Source organism: Paenibacillus tianmuensis (assembly GCF_900100345.1).
Classification (GTDB): Bacteria; Bacillota; Bacilli; order Paenibacillales; family NBRC-103111; genus Paenibacillus_G; species Paenibacillus_G tianmuensis.
The window spans coordinates 128,705-153,742 of record NZ_FMTT01000008.1; the positions used below are offsets into that span (position 1 = coordinate 128,705).

26 protein-coding genes, 1 pseudogene and 1 riboswitch are annotated in these 25,038 nt (G+C 51.3%); of the genes and pseudogenes, 9 read left to right on the top strand and 18 right to left on the bottom strand.

Translation table 11 applies throughout. The features are described from left to right. Positions 1-6: 6 nt before the first annotated feature. Positions 7-141, bottom strand: a riboswitch (SAM riboswitch). A 139-nt stretch (positions 142-280) separates the two neighbouring features. The 8 genes from BLO51_RS08100 to BLO51_RS08135 all read right to left on the bottom strand — a co-directional run bounded on the left by BLO51_RS08100 (position 281) and on the right by BLO51_RS08135 (position 6,694). Then, entirely contained in the window at positions 281-1,720 is a 1,440-nt protein-coding gene (locus BLO51_RS08100; protein WP_143006841.1) for a sensor histidine kinase, read from the bottom strand. Next, the gene (locus BLO51_RS08105) at positions 1,713-2,417 is read right to left on the bottom strand and encodes a response regulator transcription factor (RefSeq protein ID WP_090669641.1); all 705 of its coding nucleotides are present in this window, start codon (positions 2,415-2,417) and stop codon (positions 1,713-1,715) included. The genes BLO51_RS08100 and BLO51_RS08105 overlap by 8 nt, the downstream gene beginning before the upstream one ends. Beyond that, on the bottom strand, positions 2,417-3,022 hold the full coding sequence (locus BLO51_RS08110; RefSeq protein WP_090669532.1) for a DedA family protein: 606 nt from the start codon (positions 3,020-3,022) through the stop codon (positions 2,417-2,419). The genes BLO51_RS08105 and BLO51_RS08110 overlap by 1 nt, the downstream gene beginning before the upstream one ends. After that, entirely contained in the window at positions 3,019-3,603 is a 585-nt protein-coding gene (locus tag BLO51_RS08115; RefSeq protein WP_090669535.1) for a class I SAM-dependent methyltransferase, read from the bottom strand. The genes BLO51_RS08110 and BLO51_RS08115 overlap by 4 nt, the downstream gene beginning before the upstream one ends. A 246-nt stretch (positions 3,604-3,849) precedes the next feature. After that, positions 3,850-4,311, bottom strand: a complete 462-nt coding sequence (gene mscL / locus BLO51_RS08120) for a large conductance mechanosensitive channel protein MscL (RefSeq protein WP_174551213.1) — start codon at positions 4,309-4,311, stop codon at positions 3,850-3,852. A 164-nt stretch (positions 4,312-4,475) separates the two neighbouring features. Further along, a complete protein-coding gene (locus BLO51_RS08125; RefSeq protein ID WP_090669541.1) occupies positions 4,476-5,117 on the bottom strand; it encodes a YcnI family copper-binding membrane protein in 642 nt (213 codons plus the stop codon). An 87-nt stretch (positions 5,118-5,204) separates the two neighbouring features. Continuing rightward, positions 5,205-5,879: a response regulator gene (locus BLO51_RS08130; RefSeq protein ID WP_174551214.1), complete on the bottom strand. Its 675-nt coding sequence runs from the start codon at positions 5,877-5,879 to the stop codon at positions 5,205-5,207. Beyond that, the gene (locus BLO51_RS08135) at positions 5,879-6,694 is read right to left on the bottom strand and encodes a sensor histidine kinase (protein WP_090669545.1); all 816 of its coding nucleotides are present in this window, start codon (positions 6,692-6,694) and stop codon (positions 5,879-5,881) included. The genes BLO51_RS08130 and BLO51_RS08135 overlap by 1 nt, the downstream gene beginning before the upstream one ends. A gap of 211 nt (positions 6,695-6,905) precedes the next feature. Between BLO51_RS08135 and tnpA the strand changes: the two genes are divergently transcribed. Together tnpA and BLO51_RS28485 are read left to right on the top strand one after the other, a co-directional pair. Then, positions 6,906-7,304, top strand: coding sequence for an IS200/IS605 family transposase (gene tnpA, locus BLO51_RS08140; protein ID WP_090669548.1), 399 nt, complete (start codon positions 6,906-6,908; stop codon positions 7,302-7,304). A 308-nt stretch (positions 7,305-7,612) separates the two neighbouring features. Further along, a complete protein-coding gene (locus tag BLO51_RS28485) occupies positions 7,613-7,828 on the top strand; it encodes a terminase gpP N-terminus-related DNA-binding protein (protein ID WP_143006842.1) in 216 nt (71 codons plus the stop codon). On the opposite strand, the gene BLO51_RS08150 is transcribed toward BLO51_RS28485, so the two are convergent. Further along, positions 7,760-8,953, bottom strand: coding sequence for an oxalate decarboxylase family bicupin (locus BLO51_RS08150; protein ID WP_090669551.1), 1,194 nt, complete (start codon positions 8,951-8,953; stop codon positions 7,760-7,762). The genes BLO51_RS28485 and BLO51_RS08150 overlap by 69 nt on opposite strands. A 307-nt stretch (positions 8,954-9,260) precedes the next feature. Between BLO51_RS08150 and BLO51_RS08155 the strand changes: the two genes are divergently transcribed. Further along, on the top strand, positions 9,261-10,268 hold the full coding sequence (locus BLO51_RS08155) for a mannose-1-phosphate guanylyltransferase (protein ID WP_090669554.1): 1,008 nt from the start codon (positions 9,261-9,263) through the stop codon (positions 10,266-10,268). Between the two features lie 208 nt (positions 10,269-10,476). On the opposite strand, the gene BLO51_RS08160 is transcribed toward BLO51_RS08155, so the two are convergent. The 6 genes from BLO51_RS08160 to BLO51_RS08185 all read right to left on the bottom strand — a co-directional run bounded on the left by BLO51_RS08160 (position 10,477) and on the right by BLO51_RS08185 (position 16,138). Continuing rightward, entirely contained in the window at positions 10,477-11,214 is a 738-nt protein-coding gene (locus tag BLO51_RS08160; protein ID WP_174551209.1) for a YheC/YheD family protein, read from the bottom strand. Next, the gene (locus BLO51_RS08165) at positions 11,195-12,346 is read right to left on the bottom strand and encodes a 2-aminoethylphosphonate aminotransferase (protein ID WP_174551210.1); all 1,152 of its coding nucleotides are present in this window, start codon (positions 12,344-12,346) and stop codon (positions 11,195-11,197) included. Before BLO51_RS08165 ends, BLO51_RS08160 begins: the two co-directional genes overlap by 20 nt. Before the next feature lie 30 nt (positions 12,347-12,376). After that, on the bottom strand, positions 12,377-13,504 hold the full coding sequence (gene aepY, locus BLO51_RS08170) for a phosphonopyruvate decarboxylase (RefSeq protein WP_174551211.1): 1,128 nt from the start codon (positions 13,502-13,504) through the stop codon (positions 12,377-12,379). Further along, positions 13,501-14,400: a phosphoenolpyruvate mutase gene (aepX, locus tag BLO51_RS08175; RefSeq protein ID WP_090669647.1), complete on the bottom strand. Its 900-nt coding sequence runs from the start codon at positions 14,398-14,400 to the stop codon at positions 13,501-13,503. The genes aepY and aepX overlap by 4 nt, the downstream gene beginning before the upstream one ends. Before the next feature lie 20 nt (positions 14,401-14,420). Further along, positions 14,421-15,155 carry a YheC/YheD family protein gene (locus BLO51_RS08180; RefSeq protein WP_425415803.1) on the bottom strand — a complete coding sequence of 245 codons (735 nt, stop codon included), beginning with the start codon at positions 15,153-15,155 and terminating at the stop codon, positions 14,421-14,423. Between the two features lie 176 nt (positions 15,156-15,331). Next, entirely contained in the window at positions 15,332-16,138 is an 807-nt protein-coding gene (locus BLO51_RS08185; RefSeq protein WP_174551212.1) for a DUF2935 domain-containing protein, read from the bottom strand. Between the two features lie 188 nt (positions 16,139-16,326). Between BLO51_RS08185 and BLO51_RS08190 the strand changes: the two genes are divergently transcribed. The 6 genes from BLO51_RS08190 (at position 16,327) to BLO51_RS08215 (ending at position 22,194) form a co-directional block, all read left to right on the top strand. Further along, on the top strand, positions 16,327-17,049 hold the full coding sequence (locus BLO51_RS08190; protein ID WP_090669569.1) for a sugar phosphate nucleotidyltransferase: 723 nt from the start codon (positions 16,327-16,329) through the stop codon (positions 17,047-17,049). Beyond that, positions 17,046-18,020 carry a dTDP-glucose 4,6-dehydratase gene (rfbB, locus tag BLO51_RS08195; protein ID WP_090669572.1) on the top strand — a complete coding sequence of 325 codons (975 nt, stop codon included), beginning with the start codon at positions 17,046-17,048 and terminating at the stop codon, positions 18,018-18,020. Before BLO51_RS08190 ends, rfbB begins: the two co-directional genes overlap by 4 nt. A gap of 5 nt (positions 18,021-18,025) precedes the next feature. Further along, positions 18,026-19,009, top strand: a complete 984-nt coding sequence (locus tag BLO51_RS08200; RefSeq protein WP_090669575.1) for a hypothetical protein — start codon at positions 18,026-18,028, stop codon at positions 19,007-19,009. A gap of 31 nt (positions 19,010-19,040) precedes the next feature. Further along, positions 19,041-20,012 (top strand): putative nucleotide-diphospho-sugar transferase, encoded by a 972-nt coding sequence (locus BLO51_RS08205; RefSeq protein ID WP_090669578.1) that lies wholly within the window; start codon positions 19,041-19,043, stop codon positions 20,010-20,012. Between the two features lie 14 nt (positions 20,013-20,026). Then, positions 20,027-20,971, top strand: a complete 945-nt coding sequence (locus tag BLO51_RS08210; protein ID WP_167670135.1) for an NAD-dependent epimerase/dehydratase family protein — start codon at positions 20,027-20,029, stop codon at positions 20,969-20,971. Positions 20,972-21,231: 260 nt separating this feature from the next. Then, on the top strand, positions 21,232-22,194 hold the full coding sequence (locus BLO51_RS08215) for a glycosyltransferase family protein (protein WP_090669584.1): 963 nt from the start codon (positions 21,232-21,234) through the stop codon (positions 22,192-22,194). Positions 22,195-22,297: 103 nt separating this feature from the next. On the opposite strand, the gene rfbG is transcribed toward BLO51_RS08215, so the two are convergent. From rfbG to BLO51_RS31160, 3 genes and pseudogenes are all read right to left on the bottom strand, one after another. Further along, positions 22,298-23,473 (bottom strand): CDP-glucose 4,6-dehydratase, encoded by a 1,176-nt coding sequence (gene rfbG / locus BLO51_RS08220; RefSeq protein ID WP_245719577.1) that lies wholly within the window; start codon positions 23,471-23,473, stop codon positions 22,298-22,300. Beyond that, complete coding sequence (gene rfbF / locus BLO51_RS08225; RefSeq protein WP_090669587.1) at positions 23,461-24,231, bottom strand: glucose-1-phosphate cytidylyltransferase; 771 nt, start codon at positions 24,229-24,231, stop codon at positions 23,461-23,463. The genes rfbG and rfbF overlap by 13 nt, the downstream gene beginning before the upstream one ends. A gap of 349 nt (positions 24,232-24,580) precedes the next feature. Then, a pseudogene (locus BLO51_RS31160) lies at positions 24,581-25,038 on the bottom strand (Gly-Xaa-Xaa repeat protein); the annotation flags it as partial.

Here is a 25,038-nt window from a genome sequence, read left to right on the forward strand (position 1 = left end):
ATGTCCCTCTCATCTGCCAGAACCTTGGTTCAGTTCTGGAGGAATTGGCACCTGATTTCCTACAGTTCTGAATTTCCGAACTGTTAAGGAACGGTTGCCGGGCTTCATCGGGCCTTGTCCCTCCGCCTCTCTTGATAAGAAGTGTTTCTATGAAATTGAAGGAAACGTTATATCTAATGGTATGAAACGATGTTAGTGTACAAAATTATTCATGTAAAGTCAATAAGAACATACGGAATTTCCGCTTGCTAAATTATTGTAACCCGCGAAGCTGCCCGCATTACTCGTTCAGAGGCAGCTCCAGGCGAAAAACAAACCGCCCCTGCTCGTGCCGGAACGCCAGCCGGCCTCCGTGCAGCCCGGCAATGTTGTGCGCGATCGACAGCCCGAGTCCGGCGCCGTCTGGCAATGAATCTCCCGTCCGCGATTCATCCGCCTTATAGAACCGCTCGAACAGCAATTCCTCCTGCGCCTTCGTAATCGGCCGCCCTTCGTTCTCGAATTCGATGGCCGCACGCTTCGGGTAGGCCGATAACGTCACGGTGACACGGCCGGGGGCGACGGAATATTTAACGGCGTTCATCAGCAGATTGTCCAGCGCACGAACGAGCTTTTCCGCATCTGCAAGGACGTACAACGGGGCTGGCGGGAGCCGACATTCGATAGCAATCTGACGCTGCTCCGCGATCGGCTCGAATTCGCTGACCAATTGCTCCAGCAAATGGTGAATGTCGATTTTGCGCCGTTCCAGCTTAGTCTCTCCCCCGGAGAGCCGGGTGTATTCGAATAAGTCGTCGATCAGCTTTTTAAGCTGATTCGCTTTATTGTAAGCGCTCGTCAGATACCGTTCCCGCTCGGCGGCATTCGTTTGCACAGGATTCATCAGCAGGTTCAAATACCCGATGACGCTTGTGAGCGGAGTCCGCAAATCGTGGGAGACGTTCGTGATCAAGTCCATTTTCGATTTTTCCAGACGCCGTTCCTTCTCCTGCTGCCGGGCCAGCTGCTCCGCCATGGAATTGATATTGGCCGCGACCAAGCCAAGCTCGTCCCGGCTGTTCGTCGCCAGCCGCACGGACAGCTCGCCGTGGGCGATATCGTTCAAGCCGCGATTGATGTAGCGAATCTGCCTCATTTTACGCCAGGTCAGAGCGTAGAAGAACAGCACGAACAGGACGACAAACAGTAAAAATCTGAACATCTCGTTCATCTCGTACACATTCCCCGGCTGCGGAACCAACTTGCTGGAAACGATCAAATAGACGGCTTGGTCCCGATACTGCGCCGGCAGCACCGCCGTGTACGCCGCGCCCGGCTGCCTGTTGTCCGCTTGTTTGGCCGACATCAGCAGCTCGTACAAGCTCAGCTTGCTTTCCAGAGCTTCGGAAGAGCGAAAAAGCACACGTCCGGACTCGTCCGTTACGTATGCTCTCAGCTCGCCTCCCTCTCCTGCCTCTTCGACCAGCGAAGCCGCCGTCCGTTCGTCCGAGCCCGGTCCGCTCAAGGCAGCCCATTCCTTGTCGAGCTTGGCCAGCCGTTCGTTCACCGTCCTTCGGATCGAATCGTAATTGTCCGCATCGTTCGGCTGAAATTGCTGGTAAACCCTTTCCAATAAAGTCGAGGTCAGCGTGCTCAACAACAGGCATCCGACGAAGGTCAGCATCAGCTTTACGCGAAGCGTGACCGAAAACGGCCGTTTCGGCAAACGTACCCTACTCAATTTTATAGCCCACTCCCCATACGGTTTTAATATACCGGGGTTCCCGCGGGATATCCTCGATCTTTTCCCGCAGATTTCGGATATGCACCATGACGGTATTGTCGGAATGGAAAGCGTCTTCTTTCCACACCTGCTCATAGATCGCATCGACGGAGAATACTTGGCCCCGGTTTTTCGCCAGAAGAGCCAGTATCGCGAATTCGATCGGTGTGAGATTGACCTTTTTGCCGCGGATCGTCACCAAGTGACGGACCGGATCAACGACGAGGTCGACGAGGTCGCCGACCTCCACCCGGCCGCGCTCCGCTTTCTTGCCGATCATGTGCTGCCGTCTCAGGCAGGCCTTGACCCGGGCGACCAGTTCCAGCGGGTTAAACGGTTTCACGACGTAGTCGTCCGCACCCGTGGACAAACCGGTGATTTTGTCCAGATCCTCGCCCTTGGCCGACAGCATAATGATAGGAACGTCGCTCTTCTCCCGGATTTTCATGCAAGCGCGAATGCCGTCCATCTGGGGCATCATAATATCTAAAATGATGATGTCCACCTTCTCCCGTTCAGCCAGCTTCAAGGCTTGCATTCCGTCCTCGGCTTCCAGTACGCGGTAGCCTTCGTTCCGCAAATAAATTTGAATGATATCCCGGATATCCGGATCGTCGTCAGCTACCAATACGCTGTTCGCTTGCTGCAACGGAATCACCCTCCTGCAACTTTTTTGCGCTGCGCGAGCTTGATAAGAATCCATGCTGTAGCAAGCGCCAGCGGAATCCACAGCAGCTTGAGCCCGTAGCTATAGATGAGCATGCCGATTTCTTGGGCGTGACCGGCCGTCAGCCGTCCGATGAAGAAAAAGGCGAAAGTCCATACGAACCCCGTCGTGTAGGAAAGGAGAGCATAGCGGCGGAACGACATTTTGTTCATTCCGACGAGGTAAGGCAGGACGTGGCGGACAACGGGGAAAAAATAGCTGATGACCAGGGCCATGCTGCCGTATTTTTGATTGAGCTTTTCCGACAGCTCGATGGCTTTCTCCATTTTCTTCTTTTTCCGCAGACGCTCCAATACCGGGGTGCCCGCGTACCGGCCTAGCACGTATCCGAGCGATAATCCCGATACGACGCCGAGATAGGTTAAGAGAAAGGCGGGCACGGGATGCAGCAGGCCGCTGGCCGTTACTGCACCGCCGGTCATCACGACGACTTCGTCGGGAATCGGCATCCCTACTATGCCGAGCCACAGCGCGAAAAACAAAGCCAAATACCCGAACTGCCCGATCCACAGCATTAGCGTATCGTAAGTCATTTCGCCGTTCCTCCCGGCTTCCGGCACACATACACGAATGCAGGAGGAAAGTTAAACGGGACGAAGCGGATCGTCTCAATGTCAAAATCTTGTTCAAGCTGGGACTTCATTTGCAGCGAATATTGAAACGCGATGAACCGGCCGCCCGGCTTAAGTGACGACGTGATCTGTTCGATCAGCCGATCGCGCAATTGTTGCGGGAAATTATAGAAGGGCAGACCGCTGATGATGGCATCCAATCCCTCGATCCCCTGCTGATTCAGCACCTGCCCCATGCTACAGGCGTCGGCATGACAGGAAAACTCCGGGAACTGCGCCTCCAACTGCTCCCTCAGTAGTTGTTCCTTTTCAAACAAGAGCACCTTCGTCTTCGGCCCCTTGGCTTGCCGGATGAACCGGGTTAGCGCGCCTGTTCCGGCTCCAAGCTCCGCTACAACCTGCGCTTGAGCCCAAGGAACAGGCTTGGTCATCGCACGGGCCAAAAATCGGGAGCTGGGCGTAATGCTGCCCATTTCTTTCGGAGATTGAATAAATTTATTTAAAAAAAGCACCTTTTCTTGAACGTTGGCGTGAAAACTCATGAATGCATTGCCCTCCTCGTTGCTCTAAGTTTAACCATTTAGACGCGGTTCGAACCTGTAGCCCTTCATTTATTACTATATCAAACGAATGTAAGAGTCCGTTTGTTTCGTCCAATGGGATTTGATGTACTTAGGATATCCAAAATATCTTTAGAACAAATGGAGGTTTTTCTGAATAATTTCTTAAGAAAAAAGCCAGGCTCCTAAGGTCTCAAGCAGGAGCGCAGGCTGTCTGAGCTGTAGGGGCTAAGCGCGTTCCGCAGCCGGAGCTTCGAGAACGGCGGTGCAGTATTTGCAACGGGATGCTTTTTTGGGGATCTCGGACAAGCATTCCGGACATTCCTTCATGTTTTCTTTCGGGTCGGGCTTGACCTCTTCTTTGCGGCGGAACCGGTTGATCTGCTTAACGGCGACAAAGATGACGAACGAAACGATCAGAAAATCAAGCAGCGTGCTGAGGAACAATCCGTAGTTAAACGTGGCTGCTCCGGATGCCTTAGCTTCGGCTAAGGTCGCAGAAGGCTTATCGTCCAAACGAATATACAGGTCGGTGAAATTCACCTTGCCGAGCAGCAGCCCGATCGGAGGCATAACCAGATCGTTAACGATCGATGTGACGACTTTGCCGAACGCGCCTCCGATGATCACCCCGATCGCCAGGTCGATCATATTCCCTTTAATCGCAAATTCTTTAAATTCTTTCAAAATTTTTGACGGCATCCTATGACTGTTCTCCTTTTTGACGTGGTGTAGTTAGAATGGCGTTTTCACCAGTTTAACCGTTTTTCGGGGGAAAAGACAAGCCAAAAAGCCCGTTTCCTATCGAAACGATGGAAACGGGCCTTGCATATAGCCGTCCGATTGTTGATGGACTAGGCTTTTCTGCGCATCAGCGAAACGATCAGCGCTGCGGCTCCGAGCACGACGCCCGCGATGGACAAGTAAAGCGGCGTTTGGGACGCGGCGGGAGCTTCGGACGCAGCCTTATTCGCCGCCGGTGCGGCTGGCGCTGTCGTGTGGCCGTGGCTGTCCGTTCCGGTTCCGGCCGGTTTCTCTTTCACTTTCGTCACGGAAGCCGGTTTATCCGCGCCGTCGGCGCCGACCCATTCGACGACACTGCCGTCTTTGTAGGTCTGGTACGCCTTCCACGTAATCGTGGTAGCGGTATCGGCTACTTTCCCCTGCATGTAAAACTCGCCGAATTCCTTCGCGCCCAAGCCGTCGCCGGTAGCTATCCATACCACGCCGGTAATTTTATTGTTTGCATCCTTCGTCAGCTCGTATTTCCAGCCGGGCTTCGGCTCGAAGCTGGAGATCGATACGGCGTCGAGTGGAAACTTCACTTCGATTTTAACCGTCGGAATGTCTTTCTCCGTCGGCACCCGAACGGCAAATTTCTCATAGCTTCCCTGCGTCGTCTCTTTCGGCAGCACGACCACATGCGCGCTGGCGAAGCCTCCTCCGAGCATGGAAGCAAGCAGTCCGAGCGCGAGCGCAAAATGCAATTTTTTCATAACTAAAATCCCCTTTCTCTTTAAGCAGTCAGTTTATCCTACTGTAATTTATCGTATACCGCTTATCGGAAGAATGGCTCGACCGGGCTATTTTCCCCCTTGTTTTTGTCCGATCTGTGTCAATCCGTGACGTACCGCATAGGCCGTCAATTGCACCCGGTTGTCGAGGGCCAGCTTGGACAAAATATTTTTGACATGGTTCTTGACGGTGTTCTCCGTAATCACGAGCGTCTCGGCGATCTGGCGGTTGCTCTGCCCGCTGGCGACGCAGCTCAATATCTCGCATTCACGCTGCGAGAGCACACCTGGCCCGATGTCGCTGGCCGCGGATTTGCCGGCCGAACGGAACGAATGAAACAGCCGGTCCGCCATGCCGCGGGAAATTTCGCTGTTCTCGTCGAGCAAGCCGCGCAAGTAGGCGATCCAATCGTCGGGGTCCATGTTTTTGAGCAGATACCCTTGCGCCCCATGCCGGACAGCCGTGAACAGGTCGGCCACGTCATCGGACACCGTAAGCATGACGACGCGGATGTGCGGATACTGCTGTTTAATTCGTTTGGTCGCTTCAAGGCCGCTCATCCCCGGCATTTGAATGTCCATCAGCACCAGATCCGGCAGCAGCCGGCCGCACAGCTCGATGGCCTCGGCTCCGCTGCAGGCTTCCCCTATCCATTCGAAGCCGTCCTCCCCGTCGATCAGCGTGCGAATGGCGCGGCGCGCTAACGGATGATCGTCGGCAATCAGCACCCGGTAATTCATCATCACAGCTTCACCTCCCGCAGCGGTCCGGTAACGATCAGCTCCAGCCCCTGCCCTTCCTTCGCCCGGATTTCCAGCTCCGCCCCCAACTCCTGCGCCCGCTTGCGCATAATCGATACCCCGTACCGGTTCGGCCGCTGTCCCGCATCGCCTTCCGTGCCTTTACCGTTGTCGGCAATGCGCAGTCTCCAGCTTCGCCCGTCCTGCGTTGGGCCAAGCTCCACCTCCGCGTGGTCGGCATACGAGTGCTTGCGGATGTTCGTGAACGCCTCGCGGATAATGGAGAACAAAGGCACCTCCGCCGACGGCGATATCCCTTCCTCCGGAACCGTAATCCGTTGGTTGACGGCGATGCCGCTCATGCCGCTCCATTCCTCCAGCCACGTCCGCAGACGCGAGCCGAAATCGGCCCCCTCCTCCGGTGCCGTCCGCAGGTTGAAGATCGCCTGCCGCAGATGATGGTCGATTTCGGAAACGGCGGAGCGTGCCTCTTCGATCTGACCTTTTTTCAACTGCACGTTCAGGAAAAACAAAATTTGCGCGATATTGTCATGCAGCTCCTGAGCGAGCCGCTCACGCTCCTCGTATACCGCCCGCTTCGATTGTTCGACGGCCAGCTTCGCGTTCATGGCCTGGATGCGGTTGAACATCCAGTTGCCGAATAAGAACGACAGCAGCAGCGTAAGCAGCGTCATGTAGAAATTGCCCGTCTCCATAGACAGCACGTCCAGCAGGAAGTCATGGCGTATATACTCGAACCCGCCAATGACCAGAGGCGGGAGCAGAATCGTTAATATTTTTAGCATGCGCATCGACATAAAATCTTTCCATCGCCTTTCTCCCTAAAATACCGGTCACCATTTCGTATCCATTATATACTGAATTCGTCGCAAGCTTCGAATCAAATTCGCCAGAATGTGATTTTTGACTTTCCAGTATAGATAGAAAACGCTTTCAATCAGAAAGCTTAATTGTTCTACATTCTTTTATGTTGTTGCAGTTTTTCATTTAAACCGATACAATCGGTGTATGGGACAAGAATATAGAAGGACAACAACAACTGTATCACTCATCAACTATCATTTTGTGTTTTGCCCGCGATACCGAAGAAAGGTACTTGTGAGTCAGGTAGAAGCGCGATTTAAAGAGCTTGTGCAAGAGCTGTGCGAGGAAAACGATTGGCTTATTGTTGCGATGGAAGTCATGCCGGATCATGCGTATCTATTCTTAAACGTGCTGCCAACGGATTCTCCAGCGGACGTTATGGCAAAATTGAAAGGTACGACCTCGCGATGTTTGCGTCAAGAATTTAAGCACTTGGAGCATCTGCCAAGCCTTTGGACGCGTTCGTATTTTGTCAGCACGGCAGGGAATGTTTCGAGCGAAACCATCCAACGTTATGTTGAAGAGCAAAAGAAAAGGGGGTGAAGCGATGCAAACTGTAACCGTTCAAATTCGAATATTCCCAAACGATGTTCCCCTGCTGAAGGAGATGGGGACGAATACATCAAAACGGTCAATCTCCTCACCGAACAAGCGGAAACATCGGGCACCTTTCCAAAGTTCACCTCCAAGGATGTCGATGCCAAACTTCCATCCGCAGTAAAGAACCAAGCCATTCGAGATGCGCGAAGTATTCATAACAAGCCGAAAAAGCAAGGAAAACGTCCGGTTCTAAAGCGCAGAGCCTACTACGTCAATAACCAGAACTATTCACTTGGGGAGCGTAGCGCCGCATGTTCGAGCGTTATCAGGCGCTGTATTTACATTTACAGGGCACTTCGGCAGAAGCGATTGCACCTATTTTAGACCGAAGTGCCAAAACTGTAAAAGGTTATGCTTATGCATATTGTCTACTATCGTTTGTGAAAATGAATATCTTCTTATCTACTCGTTCTTGGATAATAGGAATACCCTGGATATTTTACTATATACGATTTTTCCTTTCGTAATGCGCTCATGAATTCTGGTCCTACATTTAGGTTCTCCTGTACTAGTTGATGAGGTGTAAGCGCCATCCACTGATTTAGCGAAACATCTTCAAAGCGGTCACTCTTAAACATCTCCAATACCCACACGCTTTGATTACCAGTATTCTGAATATAGTGACCAAATGCAAATGGTACATATCCTACATCCCCAGCACGATAATTGAAAGTACGAGCCGTACCATTGGGTGCTAAAACCGTCATACGTGCCGTACCTGAGATATAATATTGCCATTCATCATTGTTTGGATGCCAATGCATTTCTCTTATTGCGCCCGGTTTGATTTCCAATAACGATGCGGCAATTTGAGTGGAAATAGGAAAGTTGGTTGAATCCACTATACGCACGGTACTCCCGCCCGGAGTTACAATCGGCTCTTGTGCGAGTAGTCGATGTGTAAAGGTTTTTGGTATCGTACCTTGTGGGTCTGTTACCTGCTGACTTTCGAGTGGACCGGGAACGTTTGCTTGAAAAATGTATCGCTGATGGTTCGGGATATGGGCAAAAACGTTTGTTGGAACACCAAAATTCGCCGATAGTACGTCCTGTGGCGTATGTGCGAACCAATCGGAGATGGATAAAGTATTGAGGTCAGAGAATTTACCGTCAGGGAAGACGAGCAAAAACTCACAACCTTCTTCTAACCCTTGAATAGAATGCGGAATTCCGGGAGGGAAGTACCATAGGTCGCCTACACCAATGTCGGCAATGAAGTTCCTACCGTTCTGGTCAACTGCTGTAATGCGTGCTCGCCCCACAAGCATGATAGCCCATTCCGCTTGCTGATGCCAATGTAACTCACGTACACCGCCCGGAGTCAGGGCCATATTCACCCCCGCAATCGTGGTTGCTATCGGCAACTCTCTAACCGTCACTTCCCGCGACCAGCCGCCTTGATTTAACTGCATATGGGTGTCAGAGAAAGAGAACTTCAGATTGGGCAACGACCCGGCATCGGTGGCGGGCGGAACTAGCATGTCAGGGTTCTCAATGTCTCGCATAACGTCCCGTGGACCAAAATCCCACCATCCAGCACCATCATTCCTTATCGGCTGCGGTATATATCCATTCCGTTTTTCGATTTCCATAATAATTCACCCCCCTCGTTCTACACTACGTACTTGTTACTGGGTAAGTGCCTAATATAAGTTATGAATAGAATCGGGATTTGGCAATATGTCCACTTAGAACGGTAAACTGAACTCGAGATGACGCTCGATCAGAAGCTCCGTCACCGGCTTGATTCCCCCTCTGCTTACAATTTGTACGAAAGTACAAGGGATAGGAGACGTTTCAATGGTCCCGCCAGTTTAATATAATGTAATACCTTACATCGGTGTTTCTCTGCCAGAATGAAGGGACTGGGACGGACGAGTCTGCAAAGGAGGATAAATCATGAACATTATCATCATGGCCGGCGGACAAGGAACAAGATTTTGGCCGCGAAGCACGAGGTCCAAACCGAAACAGTTTCTTGCCTTGACCTCTGAGGAGACTATGCTGCAGCAAACCTATCGCAGATTTCTCCAATATGTGCCGAGCACGTCCATTTATGTCTTAACGACCAAGCAATACAGCGACATGGTTCGCGAACAGCTTCCCGAACTGAAGGGCGAACATATCCTATTGGAACCCGAACCGAAAGATACCGCTCCTTGCATCGCCTTGTCGGCGTTGCATTTTTTGCAAAAAGGCGAGGATGACGTGCTGGTCACGACCCCATCCGACCAATACATTCCGGAAGGAGACAGCCTGTGGGAGGCGCTGAAGCAAGCGGAGAGCATCGCCCTTTCGGGCTGCTCCATCGTCACCCTGGGCATTGTGCCGACTCGTCCGGAAACCGGGTACGGCTATATCCTGACGGAAGAACCGACGGAAGAAGGGCGCGCGCTTACAGCGAAAGCTTTTATCGAGAAGCCTCCCTCGGAACGGGCCAAGCAATTGATGGAGCAAAAGAATGTGTTCTGGAACAGCGGGATTTTCATTTGGAAGCCTTCGACCATCGCCTACTTCATGAGCCGCAACCAACAGGAGATGTGGTCGCTGCTCGAAGGATGCGGCGGGCAGTGGGATAACGTGTACTCGCGTTTGCCCAAAGTATCCGTTGATTACGCTATCCTGGAGAAAGCTTCATCGATCTATACGATCCCCGTTCATTTCGAATGGGACGATATTGGCTCCTGGAGCTCGTTAGAACGCGTGCATCAACCCGATGAACAAGGAAATCTCTTGATGGGGGACGCTTCCACTCTCTTTACGCACAACAGCATCGTCTACACGGAAAACCTCAAAACCGTTGTCATCGGAGTGAAAGATTTAATCATCGTTTCCACCCCTGACGGGTTGCTCGTATGCGATAAAGCTTACGAGCAGCACATCCGGGACGCGCAGAAGTTCATGTAACCACTCAACATGATCACCGCAGACTGCCGGAACAGAAACTTGGCTGCTGCAGGGATTCAATAACGCTTCCTCCGCTTTTGGCGGAATGGAGGCGTCTTTTTTATGATCTTTCGGCCAAGCCCAAACTGCAAAATTAAAACCTCACCCGAATAGGCGAGGTCAGAAAGCCCTTCTGAAACTAAACTCATGGTGTCTGTGAAGCTTTGGATCATCTCTTTTTATACGCCATAATCCGGCGGTACATTGTTCTATCTTTTAGCTTAAGAAAATGGGACATGGACGGATACAGATTGGCTTCAATGATCCACGGATGGCCTTTCAGATCAAATCCCACATCTAACCCGTATATCCGATGGCGTGGAAATAAACCTCTTAATCTCCTAGCCGCTCTTAAAGAAACTCGCTTCATCTTCGACTGCAATCTTGTAGAAGAAAGATGATGGATTGTCGATTTTCGAATGGCCGTCTTCACGGGAAGCAACCTTCCTTTGCTTCTCTCATTATTCGAGACGACATAGCCTCTGCCTGCAACTTTGGCGATCTTCGCCGTTACTTTCCATTTCCTAGAGTTCTCTTTCCGCTGTATGATGACCCGCATATCAAAAGGACAGCCGCCGATGGTCGGACGAGCAATTCTGCGTTGAATCATATAACGGGTGGACCCGATTTTTTTTTGTATATATTTATAAGTGTTTTCTTTCCCCTGTATGTTGATTTTGACATTCTCAAAGTGCAAAGCATACGTATGGCCGCCTATCGAAGATACTTGGATGATACCGCGCCCCCGGCTGCCTCTTACCGGTTTCAAGATAACCCGTCGATATTTGGAAATGAGCTTCCAAAGAGCCGATTTCGACATTAGTTTCGTTCCCGGTACGTAAGGCGCCAACTGTTCGTATTTTTTCAAGAACCGATATTTCAGCCACTTATCTTTTGTCGCTGACATCACCCGTCTCCTCCTCCCGTTTTGCAAAACCGATGCTTGTGAGATAATGCTCAAGCCGTTCCAGGAACGTTTCGATATCGGTATAAGCAATATCCCCCATCGTTGCGATTCTGAAGGTATTCAACCGATCGAGTTTACCCGGGTAAATAGTGATCCCTTCGCTGTAAAAATAATCGTGCATCTCTTGAAAATGAAAGGCGGCGCAATCCGGTTCGAGGATGGAAGTGACGATTTTGGCGTGATATTGTTCAGGGACGAGGTAAGTTAATCCTAATCGGGTAATGCCGTTAATTAGCGTGGTCCACGAGTTCACATACCTTGCGTATCGTTCCTTCACGCCCTCCTGTTTCAATTCCTCAATCGCTTGTTTAAGGGCATACAAGGTCTGCACAGGCGGTGTAAACCGCATTTGCCGAAATTCCGAAAAGTATTTATATTGGGCGTAAAGATTCAAATAAACATTTCTCGGCTTCCTGTGCTTTAAGCTCTCCAATTTGTTTTTTTCCGCTACGATAAAGGAAACGCCCGCCATGCCTTGAAGATTTTTATTGGAGCTTGCGGCCAAATAACGGATATGCATTTCCTGCATTCGAATCGGAACAGCCGCAAAAGAACTCATGGCATCCACGATCATGTCGATTCGATACCGGCTGCATAATTCGCCAATCGCCTTAATATCGTTAAGCAGACCGGTTGTCGTCTCATGATGCACGACGGCGAGATGCGAAATCGTCCGGTCGGAGGCTTGAATGAACTTTTCCAGAACATCCAAATCGATCGCGTCATCGGAAGGGCTTTTAAATTCCAGATAATGCAGCCCGTAAGCTTCCGCAATCTCACCTATCCGTTTCCCATACGCCCCGTTATTGATGACGACGATGGTATCTTGTTCCCCGAGGACCGAGCTGATCATCGATTCAACCGCCGCCGTGCCGGAGCCGCCGAACAATACCGTCGCATAATGCTCCGGATCGGCGACCAAGCATGTGAGCTCTGTGGAAATATCGGCCATCAAATCGCCGAATTCCGGTTCACGGGGACAAATATCCGGTACCACCTGTGAGAGCTTGACGCTATCGCTTGTTGTCGCCGGTCCGGGGTTAAGCAGAATCATTCTTTTCACAGCCCGCATCACATTCCCTTCCCTACTGCCAAAGGATGTCTATTTCAAAAACCGCTGCAGCCGTTCTTTTACTTCGTAAGGCTTCATATGGGGACGTCCAAGCTGCTCCTTGGATTTTTTAGCTATTTTCATATATAGAAAAGTCAAGCCCTTCGTTTGTTTCCATTCGCTCAAGGAAGCCTCTAATTCTTCTAAATTATGAATATATAGCGACTTCATGTAGCCGCAGGAAGCGGCAATGGCGACGAAATCGCTGTTATGGGATACCGTGCTTTGTCCTCCTGTCGAATCGTGTGCGTTGTTATCAAGCACAATATGAATCATATTGGACGGATGGTAATAACCGTTTGTAGCCAAGCTTCCCATTCGCATAAGCAAGGAGCCGTCTCCGTCAATCACCACAATATCCCTGCTGCTTTGGGTCAAGGCCATCCCAAGTCCAAAAGAACCGATGCAGCCCATGGAGCCTACCATATACAGGTTGTGGTCGGCATCTTCGATTTCGTATAATTCCCGCCCGGTTTTTCCGGTTGTGGCAAGCTGAACGGTTTGGCTGTCCTTCAAAGCATTGATGACGGTTAAAGCTTCATACCGCGTCGGCATTTGAAGCTCCGCATGACGGTGCGTTGTGAGTTGATTCGCATGGATCGACGATTGTTGCTTTTGCAACCTCTCTTCATCGAACGTCCCTTTTCGAACGACAAAGAAAAATGAACGGTCGTTCGCGATATGCTCGTCAGCCTGTAACAGTTGACGCTTGGCCTCCTCCAAATCGTTAGACAAATACTGCCACTCCACTTGCATCAAATCCAGCAGCCCGGTTGTGATTCTGCCCATCAGCTCATGCTGAGGCTCATCGGGAATACCCGCTTCCCCGCGGAGACTGACAAATCCAAGCAGCGGAATCCGGAACGGATAGGTAAGCGAGGTCAAGGGGGACACGGCATTGGTCAGACCCGAATTTTGCATGAGAACAACCGACTTCTTGCCCCCCACATAGGCGCCGGATGCAATGGCCACCGCATCTCCTTCATTTGCTGCTGCAACGTATTCGCATTCATTGATGGCATAGTTGATTAAATTTTTCAAAAAAGAGCACGGAACGCCGCTGAACAACTGATACCCCAGATTTTTTATTTCCTTTCCAAATAATTTCGTGTTGATCATGAGCGTTCATCCGAATCTTTGTCCGTCGAAGGAAGATATTTTTGCTCTGCCGCCTGAAGCTCGTCGGCTCTTTGAAGCCTGAATACTTCCTCAAGCGTAGCGACACCGTTTTCGACATGGGCAAGGCTCTTCTCCTGAAAAATTTGGCCGGATACTTTTTTCATCGCCTCAATCGATGCCCGCAAATTGTGATTTGCCCAGATGACGAGGCTGATCCCGAGCTCCTGGAACCGGACAGTCGGCGTCGTGTAATATTTCGTAGGCACGATCACGACCGGCAGTCTTCCGCCCCATTCCTTCATAAACGATTCGATTTCCGCGATGTCCGACCGCTTGCTGTGAATGAGAACAGCGTCAGCACCCGCCTGCCGGTATGCCTCCGCTCGCCGCAATGCCTCTTCCAGCCCCCATCCTGTAATGAACGCTTCCACCCTTGCCACGACGACAAAATCTTCGTCCGATTGCGTATCTTTCATGGCTTTAATTTTGCCGCAAAATTCATCCGCATCGGCAAGCGGCTGAGCTTTGGCATGAATGAAGGAGTTCGTTTTCGGAAAGAGCTTATCTTCGATACAAACCCCTGCAATTTGGCGCTGTTCCAATTTTTTAACCAATCTTCTGGCATTGTTGAAGTTTCCGTAGCCGGTATCCCCGTCAAGCAAGATTGGAACAGACGTCGCGTCGCTCATAAATTCCAAAGCATCCAGCACCTGCGTCCAGGAAGCTTCATTGTTGTCCCTTACTCCCATGGCTGCGGAGATGGATAATCCGCTGGCCCAAATCCCTTTGAACCCGGCCTCTTCGGCAATGGCAGCCGACAGCCCGCTATGGGCTTCCATGATAAACTCCAAATTTGGAGAATTGATCATTTGTTTTAGTTGTTCTGTCTTTTTCATGGGCTGATTTCCTTTCCAATTCATAAATACCGTCTCCGAATCAAGCGCTTGTTTTTCATAATTTTATACAGCGGGGTCTTGTTGGAAAGTTGAGTGAACAACATATGGCCGGGCCTTGAATTGGCTTCGATAATCCATATACGGCCGTTTTTCTCAATCCCAAGATCAACTCCCAGTTCACGAATCGAATGCCGTTTGTTGATGGTTCTAGCTATGAGACGGGATATCTTTTTTATTTTTTTTATCGTTCTTTTTACTTTTTTTCTTTTCTTAAAAAGTCTCGACAGCACTCGTTTAAGCTTCACTCCGTGTCCGCCTTTTTGATAATTTGTAACGAAGCGGTGCGGTGCGGCCACGCGGGCAGCCATGCCGGAAATGCTCCATTTCTTCTTCGGTTTCTGCATGTAGATCCTGGCATCAAAAATCGAGCCCTTGTATTTCGCCAAACGAAGTCCTCTCTGCACAAGATATCGCCCGGATGGTTTCAAATAAGACTTAATCGCCTTATACAAAGAGGCGGAACCGACGTATGTGCGTTTAAGACCGCACCGGACCTCGTAGCCGCTTCGGAGCCTCTTGACTCTGACGATACCGGTTCCCCCGCTGCCATGATTGGGTTTGATGAAAATCCTCGAGTACGATCTCAGCATCCGCAAAGCCCTCGCACGGGTAAACCAGTGCGTTTCAGGCAGATGGCGCCGCAAAACGGAACGTCGCAGCATTTCCTTATGTTTTTTCATTTTTCCGATTCCCACGGGCATCCTCTTTTCACCTTCATATTTTTTTAACATTGTATGATCCATATAAATTCCAAACACGGTGTAAACCTATAGTTCAACATTTTTTTTGCCAAGCATTTTTGAAATAAAAAAACCGATGATTCCTAAATCACTAGGAATATCGGTTAACCCAGTTCATTTGCCCGTCGTCATTATGAATTCGATCCATCGTGGCCTCTTAAATATTGTTCAAACATATCAAGAATGACAAGAAAATGCTCGGCTTCCCTAAATACATGATCAGCTAACAGCGGATGAATAATGCTTTTTATACGACAGTCGTTTATTAAATCGCGGGCTGTTTTCTTAAAATCGCGCAAAGACTTGACGGATACTTTATTCTGATCGACAAATTGGCTCAGCAGAGGAACCGTCTGGGATTGGGGGCGCATGGAGCTTAGATCTATGGCTTGAAAGACAAGCTGGTCAAAATCATGGCTGAAGTCCCGCGCTTGATCCACCAGCTTTCGTTCGGACGGATCAAGCAAATGACCGATAAATTTGGCATGGTCGGCCATGATTTTTAAGAAAAATACGTTTTCGTCGATAATGGCATCGGGAAGCGGTTCCAGCTGTCCGGCATTCAACTCAGCTAATCGGTTCCTAAAATAGTTTGCTTCGCGGCTTATATGATCAACTAATAGCGGGAAGTTGTTTGCCCCAGGTAATTGACAGCTCAAGATCAAACCCAATACTTTTCTTTTAAAAGCCCAAATATGGCTAACCGCCGTGTATACTTCCATATTAAATTGGCCAATCGTCTGCGGATCTGTATTCGCTCCATAAGCGTGCGATTTTCGTTCAACTTCTTCAAATACAGCGTAAAATTGAGTAGCCTCATAAATCAACTGAGTATCTTCACATCTGAACCCCAGCCTGAGAAAAAAGGAATGTTCCTTCATTATACGGGACCAAAACCTTATTTCTTCTAACGAACGGGCAACGAACAGATCCGACATAGGCATTCCTCCCGGCATTTAATTACTTCTATAATGCCTATGCCAGCAACTCATTTTTAAGATCAAGGACAAGAGCCAATTTTTTCGCCTTATGAGATAAGCGTCTATGAGCTTCCATCGATGGGGGCATATCATTTTACTATGGTAAAAAATATGTCAACCATTGTGCAGAAAGGGGCAACCTCTTAATGAAAGGAGTCATTCTTGCCGGAGGATCAGGTACCCGGCTAAAGCCGATGACCCGGTTTCTTAATAAGCATCTCTTGCCTGTCGGTCCTTACCCGATGATTCATTATGCGATTTCCAAAATGGCCGAGGCGGGAATCTCCGATATTTTGCTCGTTACAGGAAAACATTCCGGCGGATTGTTTATGGACTATATCGGCAGCGGCCGGGAGTGGAACGTCCGTATGTCGTTTAAAGTGCAGGAAGAGCCGGGAGGCATCGCTCAGGCTCTTGCCTTGGCGGAGGACTTCGTGAATCCCGGGGAAAAATTCGTCGTGCTTCTCGGCGACAACCTGTTCGAAGACTCGCTAACAGCAGAATTCGCCCGCTTCAGGGAACAGCCAAAGCAAGCCCGCGTGTTCTTAAAAGAAGTTGAAGATCCCCGCAGGTACGGAGTGCCAGTCATGGACCGCTCGCGCATTGTGCGGATTGAGGAGAAGCCGGAATTGCCAAAATCGTCCTACTGTGTGACCGGCATTTATATGTATGACGCCGGGGTGTTTGACATCATCCGAACGATCCAGCCTTCCGCGAGAGGCGAAATGGAAATTACCGAAGTGAACAATTGGTATGCGGCCCGCGGCATGCTCTCCTATGGCATTCTGAGCGGATGGTGGATCGATGCGGGGACCCACCTTTCGTTCAGGGAGGCCGCCCAACGAATGGCAGGAGAGGCTACGCTATGAGGCGGCTCCTTGTAACCGGCGGGATGGGGTTCATCGGCAGCAATTTCGTGCGTTATTGGCGGGAGCGCCACCCCGAGGATATGGTCGTCAATCTTGATCTGCTGACCTACGCGGGAAATTTGCGCAACCTGGCCGATCTGGAAGAGGGGCCGCACTATCGTTTCGTTTGCGGCGATATTGCCGATACGGACTTTATCGCCAAGGTGATGGCGGAAGCGCAGATCGATACAGTCGTGCATTTTGCTGCCGAATCCCACGTGGACCGCAGCATTGAGGACCCGCAAAACTTCGTTAGAACAAATGTTCTTGGCACGCAAGTGCTGCTGGAAGCGGCACGGCGGCAGGGCGTCACCCGGTTTATTCAAATTTCCACCGACGAGGTGTATGGTACGCTTGGGCCGGAGGGGCTCTTTACGGAGACGACGCCGCTTGCTCCCAACAGTCCTTACTCGGCAAGCAAGGCGGGGGCGGATCTGCTGGCCCGCGCGTATTTCGAAACGTACGGCTTCCCCGTGATCGTCACCCGCTGCTCGAATAACTACGGACCGTTCCAGTTTCCAGAGAAGCTGATTCCGACCCTCATCACCCGGGCTCTCCGGGATGAGCCGCTTCCCCTATACGGCGACGGCCTGAACGTGCGCGATTGGCTGCATGTATACGACCACTGTTCTGCGGTCGAGAGGGTGATTGAGGCGGGGATTCCGGGGGAGATATATAACATCGGGGGCAGCAACGAAAAAACGAACCTGGAGCTCGTTCACCGCATTTTGCAGGAGCTGGGCAAGCCGGCCTCGCTGATCCAGTTTGTCCCCGACCGGTTGGGGCATGACCGGCGTTATGCGATCGATTCAAGCAAAATCCGCTCGCAGCTCGGGTGGAATCCGGCCTACCGGTTTGAACACGGCATTGTACAAACCGTGCAATGGTACGTGAGCCACGCGGAATGGTGGCAAAGCGAAGGAGGACGTTGAACCCTATGCTGATAAGCACGATAGTCAGCGGAGCCGATCTGCCCAAGGCGGTCTTGATGGCCCATTCGGTCAAACACCATATGCAAAATGCCGTCGTCGTCGTCTGTCTGGCGGAGGAGGCTCCTCCCCAGATCGATGCCACCCCGTACGTAGACGTGCTTATTCTTGCCAAGCATCTCGGGGCCCCCGATTTTTACCAGCACCTCTTCAAATTCACTCCTATGCAATGCGCATCGGCGCTCAAAGGGCAATTGTTCCGCTATCTGCTCAGCTCCTTTCCAAATGAAAGGCACTTTATCTACGTGGACACCAACATGTATATCACAGGCCCGTTCAGCGAGCTTTCCGCCTTGCTCCAAACGAGCCATATTATTTTGAGCCCGCATTTGCTCGAACCTGTCGGATTCGATGCAGCCTCCGAAATCGGCGCCTTGCGGGACGGAACGTTTCACGGAGGGCTTGTCGCTGTCAAACGGTCGGATGAGGGGGAACGTTTCGTAAGCTGGTGGGCCGACATGATCGCAAGCCATTATGAGGACCCGCTGAAATGCGTCTTTTTGGACCAGAAATGGCTCAATTTTGTCCCGGCTTGCTTTGATGCAGCCGTCATGAGACATCCCGGCTATAACGTCGGCTTCTGGAACCTCCATGAGAGCAAGAGGAGGATCGTCCGGGCTCCCCATGGCTACGAGGTCGGCGGGCTGCCCTTGAGATGCATCAATTTATTCAACCTAATGGGGCTGCTCGATCAAAGCTTAAACGCCTTTTTCCCGGATCAAAGCAACCCTGTCTACAAATTAAGGCACATGTATACGACAAGGCTTTCGGCGATGAGCGGGATCATTCCAGCCCAGACATCATGGAGCTATGACTTTTATCAGAGCGGAGAGCGCATTTCCGATGCTGCGAGGGCAACGTACAAAGCGATGCCGATGGAGAAGCAACGCGTTTTGAACCCATTTACCGTTTCAAACCAATTTTACGTATAATCCCTGTTCGCAGAAAAAGGAGTGTACGGCTATGATTGTATGCACGGTAACCTGCGCAGACAACCTGCATGAAGCCGCCGTTATGGCCAAGTCCGTCAAGGAGCATATGAGCGGGACCAAGGTTATCGTTTGCCTCGCGGAAAAGAAGACGCACCCGTCCGCCTCTAAAATCCGGTATTTCGACCAGATTGTGCTGGCAGCAAATTTGGGCATCCCGAATTTTGCCCAATATTTGTTCAAATATGTTTTGTTTGAAGGCGTCACCTCGCTGAAACCGCATCTGTTGAAATATTTGATGAGCTATTATCCGAACGAGCGGCAATTTGTGTATCTGGACTCGGATATGAGACTGTTCCGCTCGCCCCGGGAGCTGATGGACGCGATGGACTCCAACCGGATCGTACTGGTGCCGCAGCAGCTTGAAGCGGATAGTCTGTGGGATGTGCATCTGTTTAACGGGTCGATCAATTCCGGTATGGTCGGAGTAACAAGATCCGAGGAAGCCATGAGGTTTGTCGAATGGTGGGCGGAAAGAACATACCACTATTGCTATTTCAACCACCAATTTTTTGCCGACCAAAAGTGGCTCGATCTGGCGCCGTCCTTTTTCGATGTGAATATGTTTAAGCATCCCGGCTACAATGTGGCGTTTTGGAACATCCACGAACAAGCGAGGAAGGGGCTTCATCTGGCCGCCGGTCAGCTCTGGCTGACCGACAAGCCGCTCTGCATATTCCACTATTCGCATTACGAAAACTTCCTTCCGTCGAGTCTGAACAAATGGGTGGCCGACCGGGAAAGCTCAAGAATTGTAATGGAAACGTACGTCCAGGATTTGGCTGAAACAGGCATTCAGAATATTAGCCTGACCCCCTGGAGCTTCGACTTCTACGATAACGGGGAACGCATTACGCCCGAGAGCCGGGCGAAATTTAAAAGTAACCCTTATTTTCAGGAGATTATGACGAATCCATTCGCCGCTTCCAATAAAGTGTTCAGATGAAACGGGGGGAGGTTATGCGTATTATCGTCACGGGGGCTACCGGCTTTATCGGCAGCTACCTGTGTCATTATTTGAAAGCCCGTGGGCATTCGGTGATCCCGTTCTCCCGGACGCTGAGCGAAGCGTTCGTTAAGGAACTTCAGCCGGACCGTTATATCGAATGCGATGTCACTTCGGAAAAGCTGAGCCATTTGAGAGCATCGGCGGACATGATCATCCATCTCGCTTCCGCCAACGAAGTCATATCGCGCAGCTTCCGGTCCGGCATCGAGATTTCCGTCGTCGGGACCAAACAGCTGCTGGACTTTGCCGTGAGCAGCGGCATCGGGTGGTTTATGTTTTTCTCGACGCTGCAGGTATATGGCACCGAACCGGAGGGGATAATCGCCGAAACGACGCCGATTCGCCCGCAAAACGATTATGCGCTGAACCATCTGTTTGCCGAGCAATATGTCGCCATGTATGCGCAAAAAGGGTTGCTGCGAGGCGCTGTAATCCGGCCCGGCAACGTGCATGGCCGCTTCCTTTCGCCGACGGTCAACCGATGGACGATGGTTCCGGCCTGTTTTTGCAAAGAGGCGCTGGATTCCGGGATGATCACGATCCGCTCTTCTGGCAAACAGTTCCGCAACTTCGTCAGTTTAGAAAACGTAGCCAGGGCTTGCGAAGCCATCATCGGCCGGTTTCCGGATGAAAACGAGATTTATAATGTCGGGTCAAATCAGACGTTCTCCATTCTGGATATAGCCCGCAAGGTACAGCGCATCTACCGGGAGCTCTTCTCGGAAGAAACGGAGCTAATCGTCGCCGGAGACGAGCCGCACAAGCCGAACCTATTCTCGGTATCGACCTCCAAGCTGATGCATCTCGGTTACCGCCCGGATGAAAGCTGCACCTTGGAAGAGACCATTCGCTGGCTGTTCGAATATTTGCGCAGCAACGGACAAAGGAGTGTGTAGAAGAGATGAAGGTTCGCAGCCGTACGAAAAAAAAGAGTTCCCGGATAAAGCGTGGACTTAAGCGGAAAACCGGCATAAGATCGGGCAGACGAGCGAGAAGGCTGAAAAAACGCACGCCCGTCCTGCGAAGAAAAGGCTGGCTGCGCCGAAAAAGAAGAGCGAGAAGAAAGCGGCCTACGCCGCCTGTTCTTGCTCCAGCCTTGGCGGAAACGAAAGAGCCGGTCCTCCCTGCCGCCCTTGTCTATCGGGGAGGACGCTCAATGATCGTATGTACCGTCACCTCGGCAAGTAATCTGCACCGGGCGAAAGTAATGGCTCGCTCGATCAAGGAACATGAACCGCAAGCCCGAGTGGTTGTTTGTCTGGTCGAGAAATATGTTCATCCGCTGGCCAATTTCCCGTATTTTGACGAAGTCGTGCTGGCCAAGGATCTCGGCGTACCGAATTTTCCGAAGATGATGTTCAAATATAACGTTAGCGAAGGAACGACCGCTATGAAGCCGTACCTGCTTCAATACGCCATGCGGCGCTATGCGGACGAACGCGTTTTCCTTTATCTGGATACGGATATGAGGGTGTACCATCCGTTTGAGGAATTGTTTGAGATGCTGGAGAAGCACTCCATTCTGATCACGCCGCATGTGTTGGATCAGAAAGGGCATAATGACGATTATTTGCTGGCCGGCATTTATAACTCGGGGATTTTGGCGTTCACCCGATCGGAGGAAACCGAACGCTTCCTTGCCTGGTGGGGCGACCGGCTGTACAATTACTGCTACTTCGACGACAAATATTTTGCGGATCAAACATGGCTCGATTTTGCCCCGGTCTATTTCAACGCGCATATTTGGCGGCATCCCGGCTACAACATGGCTGTCTGGAACCTGATGGAACGCAATTTTACCCATATCAAAAACGGATATCACTACGTGAATAACCGGCCGCTTTGCATATTCCATTATTCCGGATTATGGGGGCTTCTGCAGAAAACCGTCAAGGAATGCTATCCGAAGTCTTCGAATCCGATGTATGGTTTGCTTGCCGCTTACGAGCAGGAACTGGAGGAGATGGGCAGAAACAAAGCAAAGGACATTTTATGGAGCTACGATTTCTTCTCCAGCAATGAATTTATCGAACAGGCGACCAAACGAAAATATAAGGAAGACCCGGGTAAATACCAGGACTTGGCCAATCCGTTCGAAGCGTCAAACAGCCATTTTTAAACGAAAAGAGGGACGCGCGTCTGACATACAAAGGCTCACGTCATTGACGGTAATAAATGCACCGACAAATGACGTGAGCGTTGACACTCAGCTCGTTCAACTTCTATCGATCCTCGAAGAAGTATTTCCGCAATGACCGCTTCTCATCGGGGGGATCACCGCCTGCACGCCGATATTCTTCGATTTGCCGGAAGGAGATTTCCTCGATATCTCGGCCCTCCTTGAAAGCGCGCATCCATTCCGTAATTTTCCCGATCGCCGTCTGCAAGTTCCACCGCGGATGCCAGCCGAGCTCAAGCTTTGCTTTGGAGCAGTCCAGCTTCAGGTAATGGGCCTCATGCAGACTGTCCGCTTTGTGGAACACATAAGAGGCATCTTCTCCCCAGTCGCTGCACATTTGCCGGACGATCCGTTCGACCGGTTTCGCGTCATCGTCGCCAGGGCCGAAGTTCCAGCCTTGGGCATACTTCGCCCCGTTGTCCGTGAGCCGCTCGGCGAGCAGTAAGTATCCGCTGAGTGGCTCAAGCACGTGCTGCCAAGGGCGGATCGCCTGAGGATGGCGGATGACGACCGGATCGCCGCTCATCAGCGCGCGAAAGCAGTCAGGGACAAGCCGGTCCGTCGCCCAATCGCCGCCCCCGATGACGTTGCCGGCCCGGGCGGTAGCCACGCCAACGCCGTGCTGCGCATAATCGGCAGGGTGGAAGAAGGAGCTGCGGTAAGCCGCCGTGACAAGTTCAGAGCAGGCCTTGCTGCTCGAATATGGATCATAACCGCCGAACGGCTCATACTCCCGATAGCCCCAGGACCATTCCTTGTTTTCGTAGCATTTGTCTGTGGTCACATTAACGACCGCCTTAATGGCTCCGCCCTGCTGCTTCACCTGCCGAACCGCGTCCAGCAAATACACGGTACCGAGCACGTTCGTTTCGTACGTTTCCACCGGCATTCGGTACGAGTCGCGGACAAGAGGTTGCGCTGCCATGTGGATGACGATGTGCGGATCGGCTTGACGCAGCGCTTCGAGCAGACGGCTGCGGTCCCGGATATCGCCGATGATCGAGTTCACGTACCGGGAGATGCCGGCTTCCTCGAACAAATTCGGGCGGGTCGGTGGCTTCAGCGCATAGCCGGTGATTTCGGCGCCGAGCAGGTGAAGCCACATGCAAAGCCAGCCGCCTTTAAAGCCGGTATGGCCGGTGACGAAAACGCGTTTCTTTTCCCAAAAAGGGGGCAATGCAGTCGGTTTAACGGCCGTGTGGGCGGTTATTTTTTCCACGGCGCATTCCCCGTTTTCCACAGTTGTTCCAGATCGTTCTTATCCCGCAGCGTATCCATCGGGTGCCAGAACCCGTCGAATTTATAAGCGACGAGCTCGCGGTCCCTGGCCAAACCTTCCAGCGGCTCCTCTTCAAGGACGGTGTGATCGCCTTCGATACATTCGAGCACCCCCGGTTCCATCACGAAAAATCCGCTGTTAATCCAGCTGTTTTCCCCCTTTGGCTTCTCCTGAAACCTTTCGACGACGTTGCGGTCGTTGATTCGCAGTATGCCAAACCGGCCTGAAGGCTGGGTGGCCGTTACGGTAGCCAGCTTGCCGTGCGACTTATGAAACTCGACCAGTTTGTTGATGTCGATCGAAGCAAGACCGTCGCCATAGGTCAGCATAAACGTCTCGTTTTGGATATAATCGGCCACCCGCTTGACTCTGCCGCCGGTAAGTGTATCCAATCCGGTATCCACAAGCGTCACTTTCCATGGCTCGGCGACGCTGCGATGAATGATTGCTTCATTTCCCCCCCTGAAATCAAAAGTGACATGAGATTGGTTCATAAGGTAATGCGAAAAGTATTCAATGATGACTTCCTTTTTGTACCCAAGACAAATGATAAAATCATTGAATCCGTAGTGGGAGTAAATTTTCATAATATGCCACAACATGGGCTTTTCCCCGATTTCAATCATTGGCTTAGGTTTGGAATGGGACTCTTCGCTTATTCGCGTGCCGAATCCGCCAGCCAAGATGACAACTTTCATTCGGTCTTCTTCCTTTCCTTACATAGTCATTGCCTTATAAGTAATTCTATGTACGTGTACCAAGCATTGCTTGTTGAACAAACCTATCTTTGCGAAGATATGCGTTTGTCTTCCGGTTAAACGTCTATAGGGATGAGGGTGCAGGTTCATACTCTTGTTGTCTTCCTCCAGATCGGCAACGACCAGATGGCCGATGTGATGAAGGTATAGGTTTGATCACGATGTATCCTCGTTGTTTTACAGTTTTCCGGGTATAGGTTAAATAAAGAGGCTGCCGAGAGATGCCCTCGACAGCCAGTTCATATTGCTGGAACTTATCTGTTGTAAATAAAGGTCGTACAGCTTAAGGTCCTTGGAAGTTTGGGCCGCCTGGATGCCCTTGAGGTCCTTGGGGTCCTTGAGGTCCTTGAACGCCTGTTGCACCAGTTGCACCTTGTGGCCCTTGAACGCCTGTTGCACCTCGAGGCCCTTGAGCGCCTTGAGGTCCTTGAGCGCCTGTTGCACCTTGTGGACCTTGAGCGCCTGTTGCACCAGTTACACCAGTTGCACCTTGTGGCCCTTGAGCGCCCGTTGCACCTTGCGGTCCTTGAACGCCAGTTGCACCAGTTGTACCAGTTGCACCTTGTGGCCCTTGAGCGCCTGTTGCACCTTGCGGTCCTTGGGCCCCAGTGGCACCAGTTACACCAGCTGCACCTTGTGGCCCTTGAGCGCCACTTGCACCTTGCGGTCCTTGGCCGCCTTGAGCTCCTGTTGCACCAGTTGCACTTTGTGGCCCTTGGTCACCCTGAGGTCCTTGAGCTCCTGTTG

Bases quoted from the DNA above. Each gene is read 5' to 3' on its own strand.
- BLO51_RS08110 (WP_090669532.1), bottom strand. From the start codon at position 3,022: ATGACTTACGATACGCTAATGCTGTGGATCGGGCAGTTCGGGTATTTG.
- BLO51_RS08115 (WP_090669535.1), bottom strand. From the start codon at position 3,603: ATGAGTTTTCACGCCAACGTTCAAGAAAAGGTGCTTTTTTTAAATAAA.
- BLO51_RS08125 (WP_090669541.1), bottom strand. From the start codon at position 5,117: ATGAAAAAATTGCATTTTGCGCTCGCGCTCGGACTGCTTGCTTCCATG.
- BLO51_RS08130 (WP_174551214.1), bottom strand. From the start codon at position 5,879: ATGATGAATTACCGGGTGCTGATTGCCGACGATCATCCGTTAGCGCGC.
- BLO51_RS08135 (WP_090669545.1), bottom strand. From the start codon at position 6,694: ATGTCGATGCGCATGCTAAAAATATTAACGATTCTGCTCCCGCCTCTG.
- tnpA (WP_090669548.1), top strand. From the start codon at position 6,906: ATGGGACAAGAATATAGAAGGACAACAACAACTGTATCACTCATCAAC.
- BLO51_RS28485 (WP_143006842.1), top strand. From the start codon at position 7,613: ATGTTCGAGCGTTATCAGGCGCTGTATTTACATTTACAGGGCACTTCG.
- BLO51_RS08150 (WP_090669551.1), bottom strand. From the start codon at position 8,953: ATGGAAATCGAAAAACGGAATGGATATATACCGCAGCCGATAAGGAAT.
- BLO51_RS08155 (WP_090669554.1), top strand. From the start codon at position 9,261: ATGAACATTATCATCATGGCCGGCGGACAAGGAACAAGATTTTGGCCG.
- BLO51_RS08160 (WP_174551209.1), bottom strand. From the start codon at position 11,214: ATGTCAGCGACAAAAGATAAGTGGCTGAAATATCGGTTCTTGAAAAAA.
- BLO51_RS08165 (WP_174551210.1), bottom strand. From the start codon at position 12,346: ATGCGGGCTGTGAAAAGAATGATTCTGCTTAACCCCGGACCGGCGACA.
- aepY (WP_174551211.1), bottom strand. From the start codon at position 13,504: ATGATCAACACGAAATTATTTGGAAAGGAAATAAAAAATCTGGGGTAT.
- aepX (WP_090669647.1), bottom strand. From the start codon at position 14,400: ATGAAAAAGACAGAACAACTAAAACAAATGATCAATTCTCCAAATTTG.
- BLO51_RS08185 (WP_174551212.1), bottom strand. From the start codon at position 16,138: ATGTCGGATCTGTTCGTTGCCCGTTCGTTAGAAGAAATAAGGTTTTGG.
- BLO51_RS08190 (WP_090669569.1), top strand. From the start codon at position 16,327: ATGAAAGGAGTCATTCTTGCCGGAGGATCAGGTACCCGGCTAAAGCCG.
- rfbB (WP_090669572.1), top strand. From the start codon at position 17,046: ATGAGGCGGCTCCTTGTAACCGGCGGGATGGGGTTCATCGGCAGCAAT.
- BLO51_RS08200 (WP_090669575.1), top strand. From the start codon at position 18,026: ATGCTGATAAGCACGATAGTCAGCGGAGCCGATCTGCCCAAGGCGGTC.
- BLO51_RS08205 (WP_090669578.1), top strand. From the start codon at position 19,041: ATGATTGTATGCACGGTAACCTGCGCAGACAACCTGCATGAAGCCGCC.
- BLO51_RS08210 (WP_167670135.1), top strand. From the start codon at position 20,027: ATGCGTATTATCGTCACGGGGGCTACCGGCTTTATCGGCAGCTACCTG.
- BLO51_RS08215 (WP_090669584.1), top strand. From the start codon at position 21,232: ATGATCGTATGTACCGTCACCTCGGCAAGTAATCTGCACCGGGCGAAA.
- rfbF (WP_090669587.1), bottom strand. From the start codon at position 24,231: ATGAAAGTTGTCATCTTGGCTGGCGGATTCGGCACGCGAATAAGCGAA.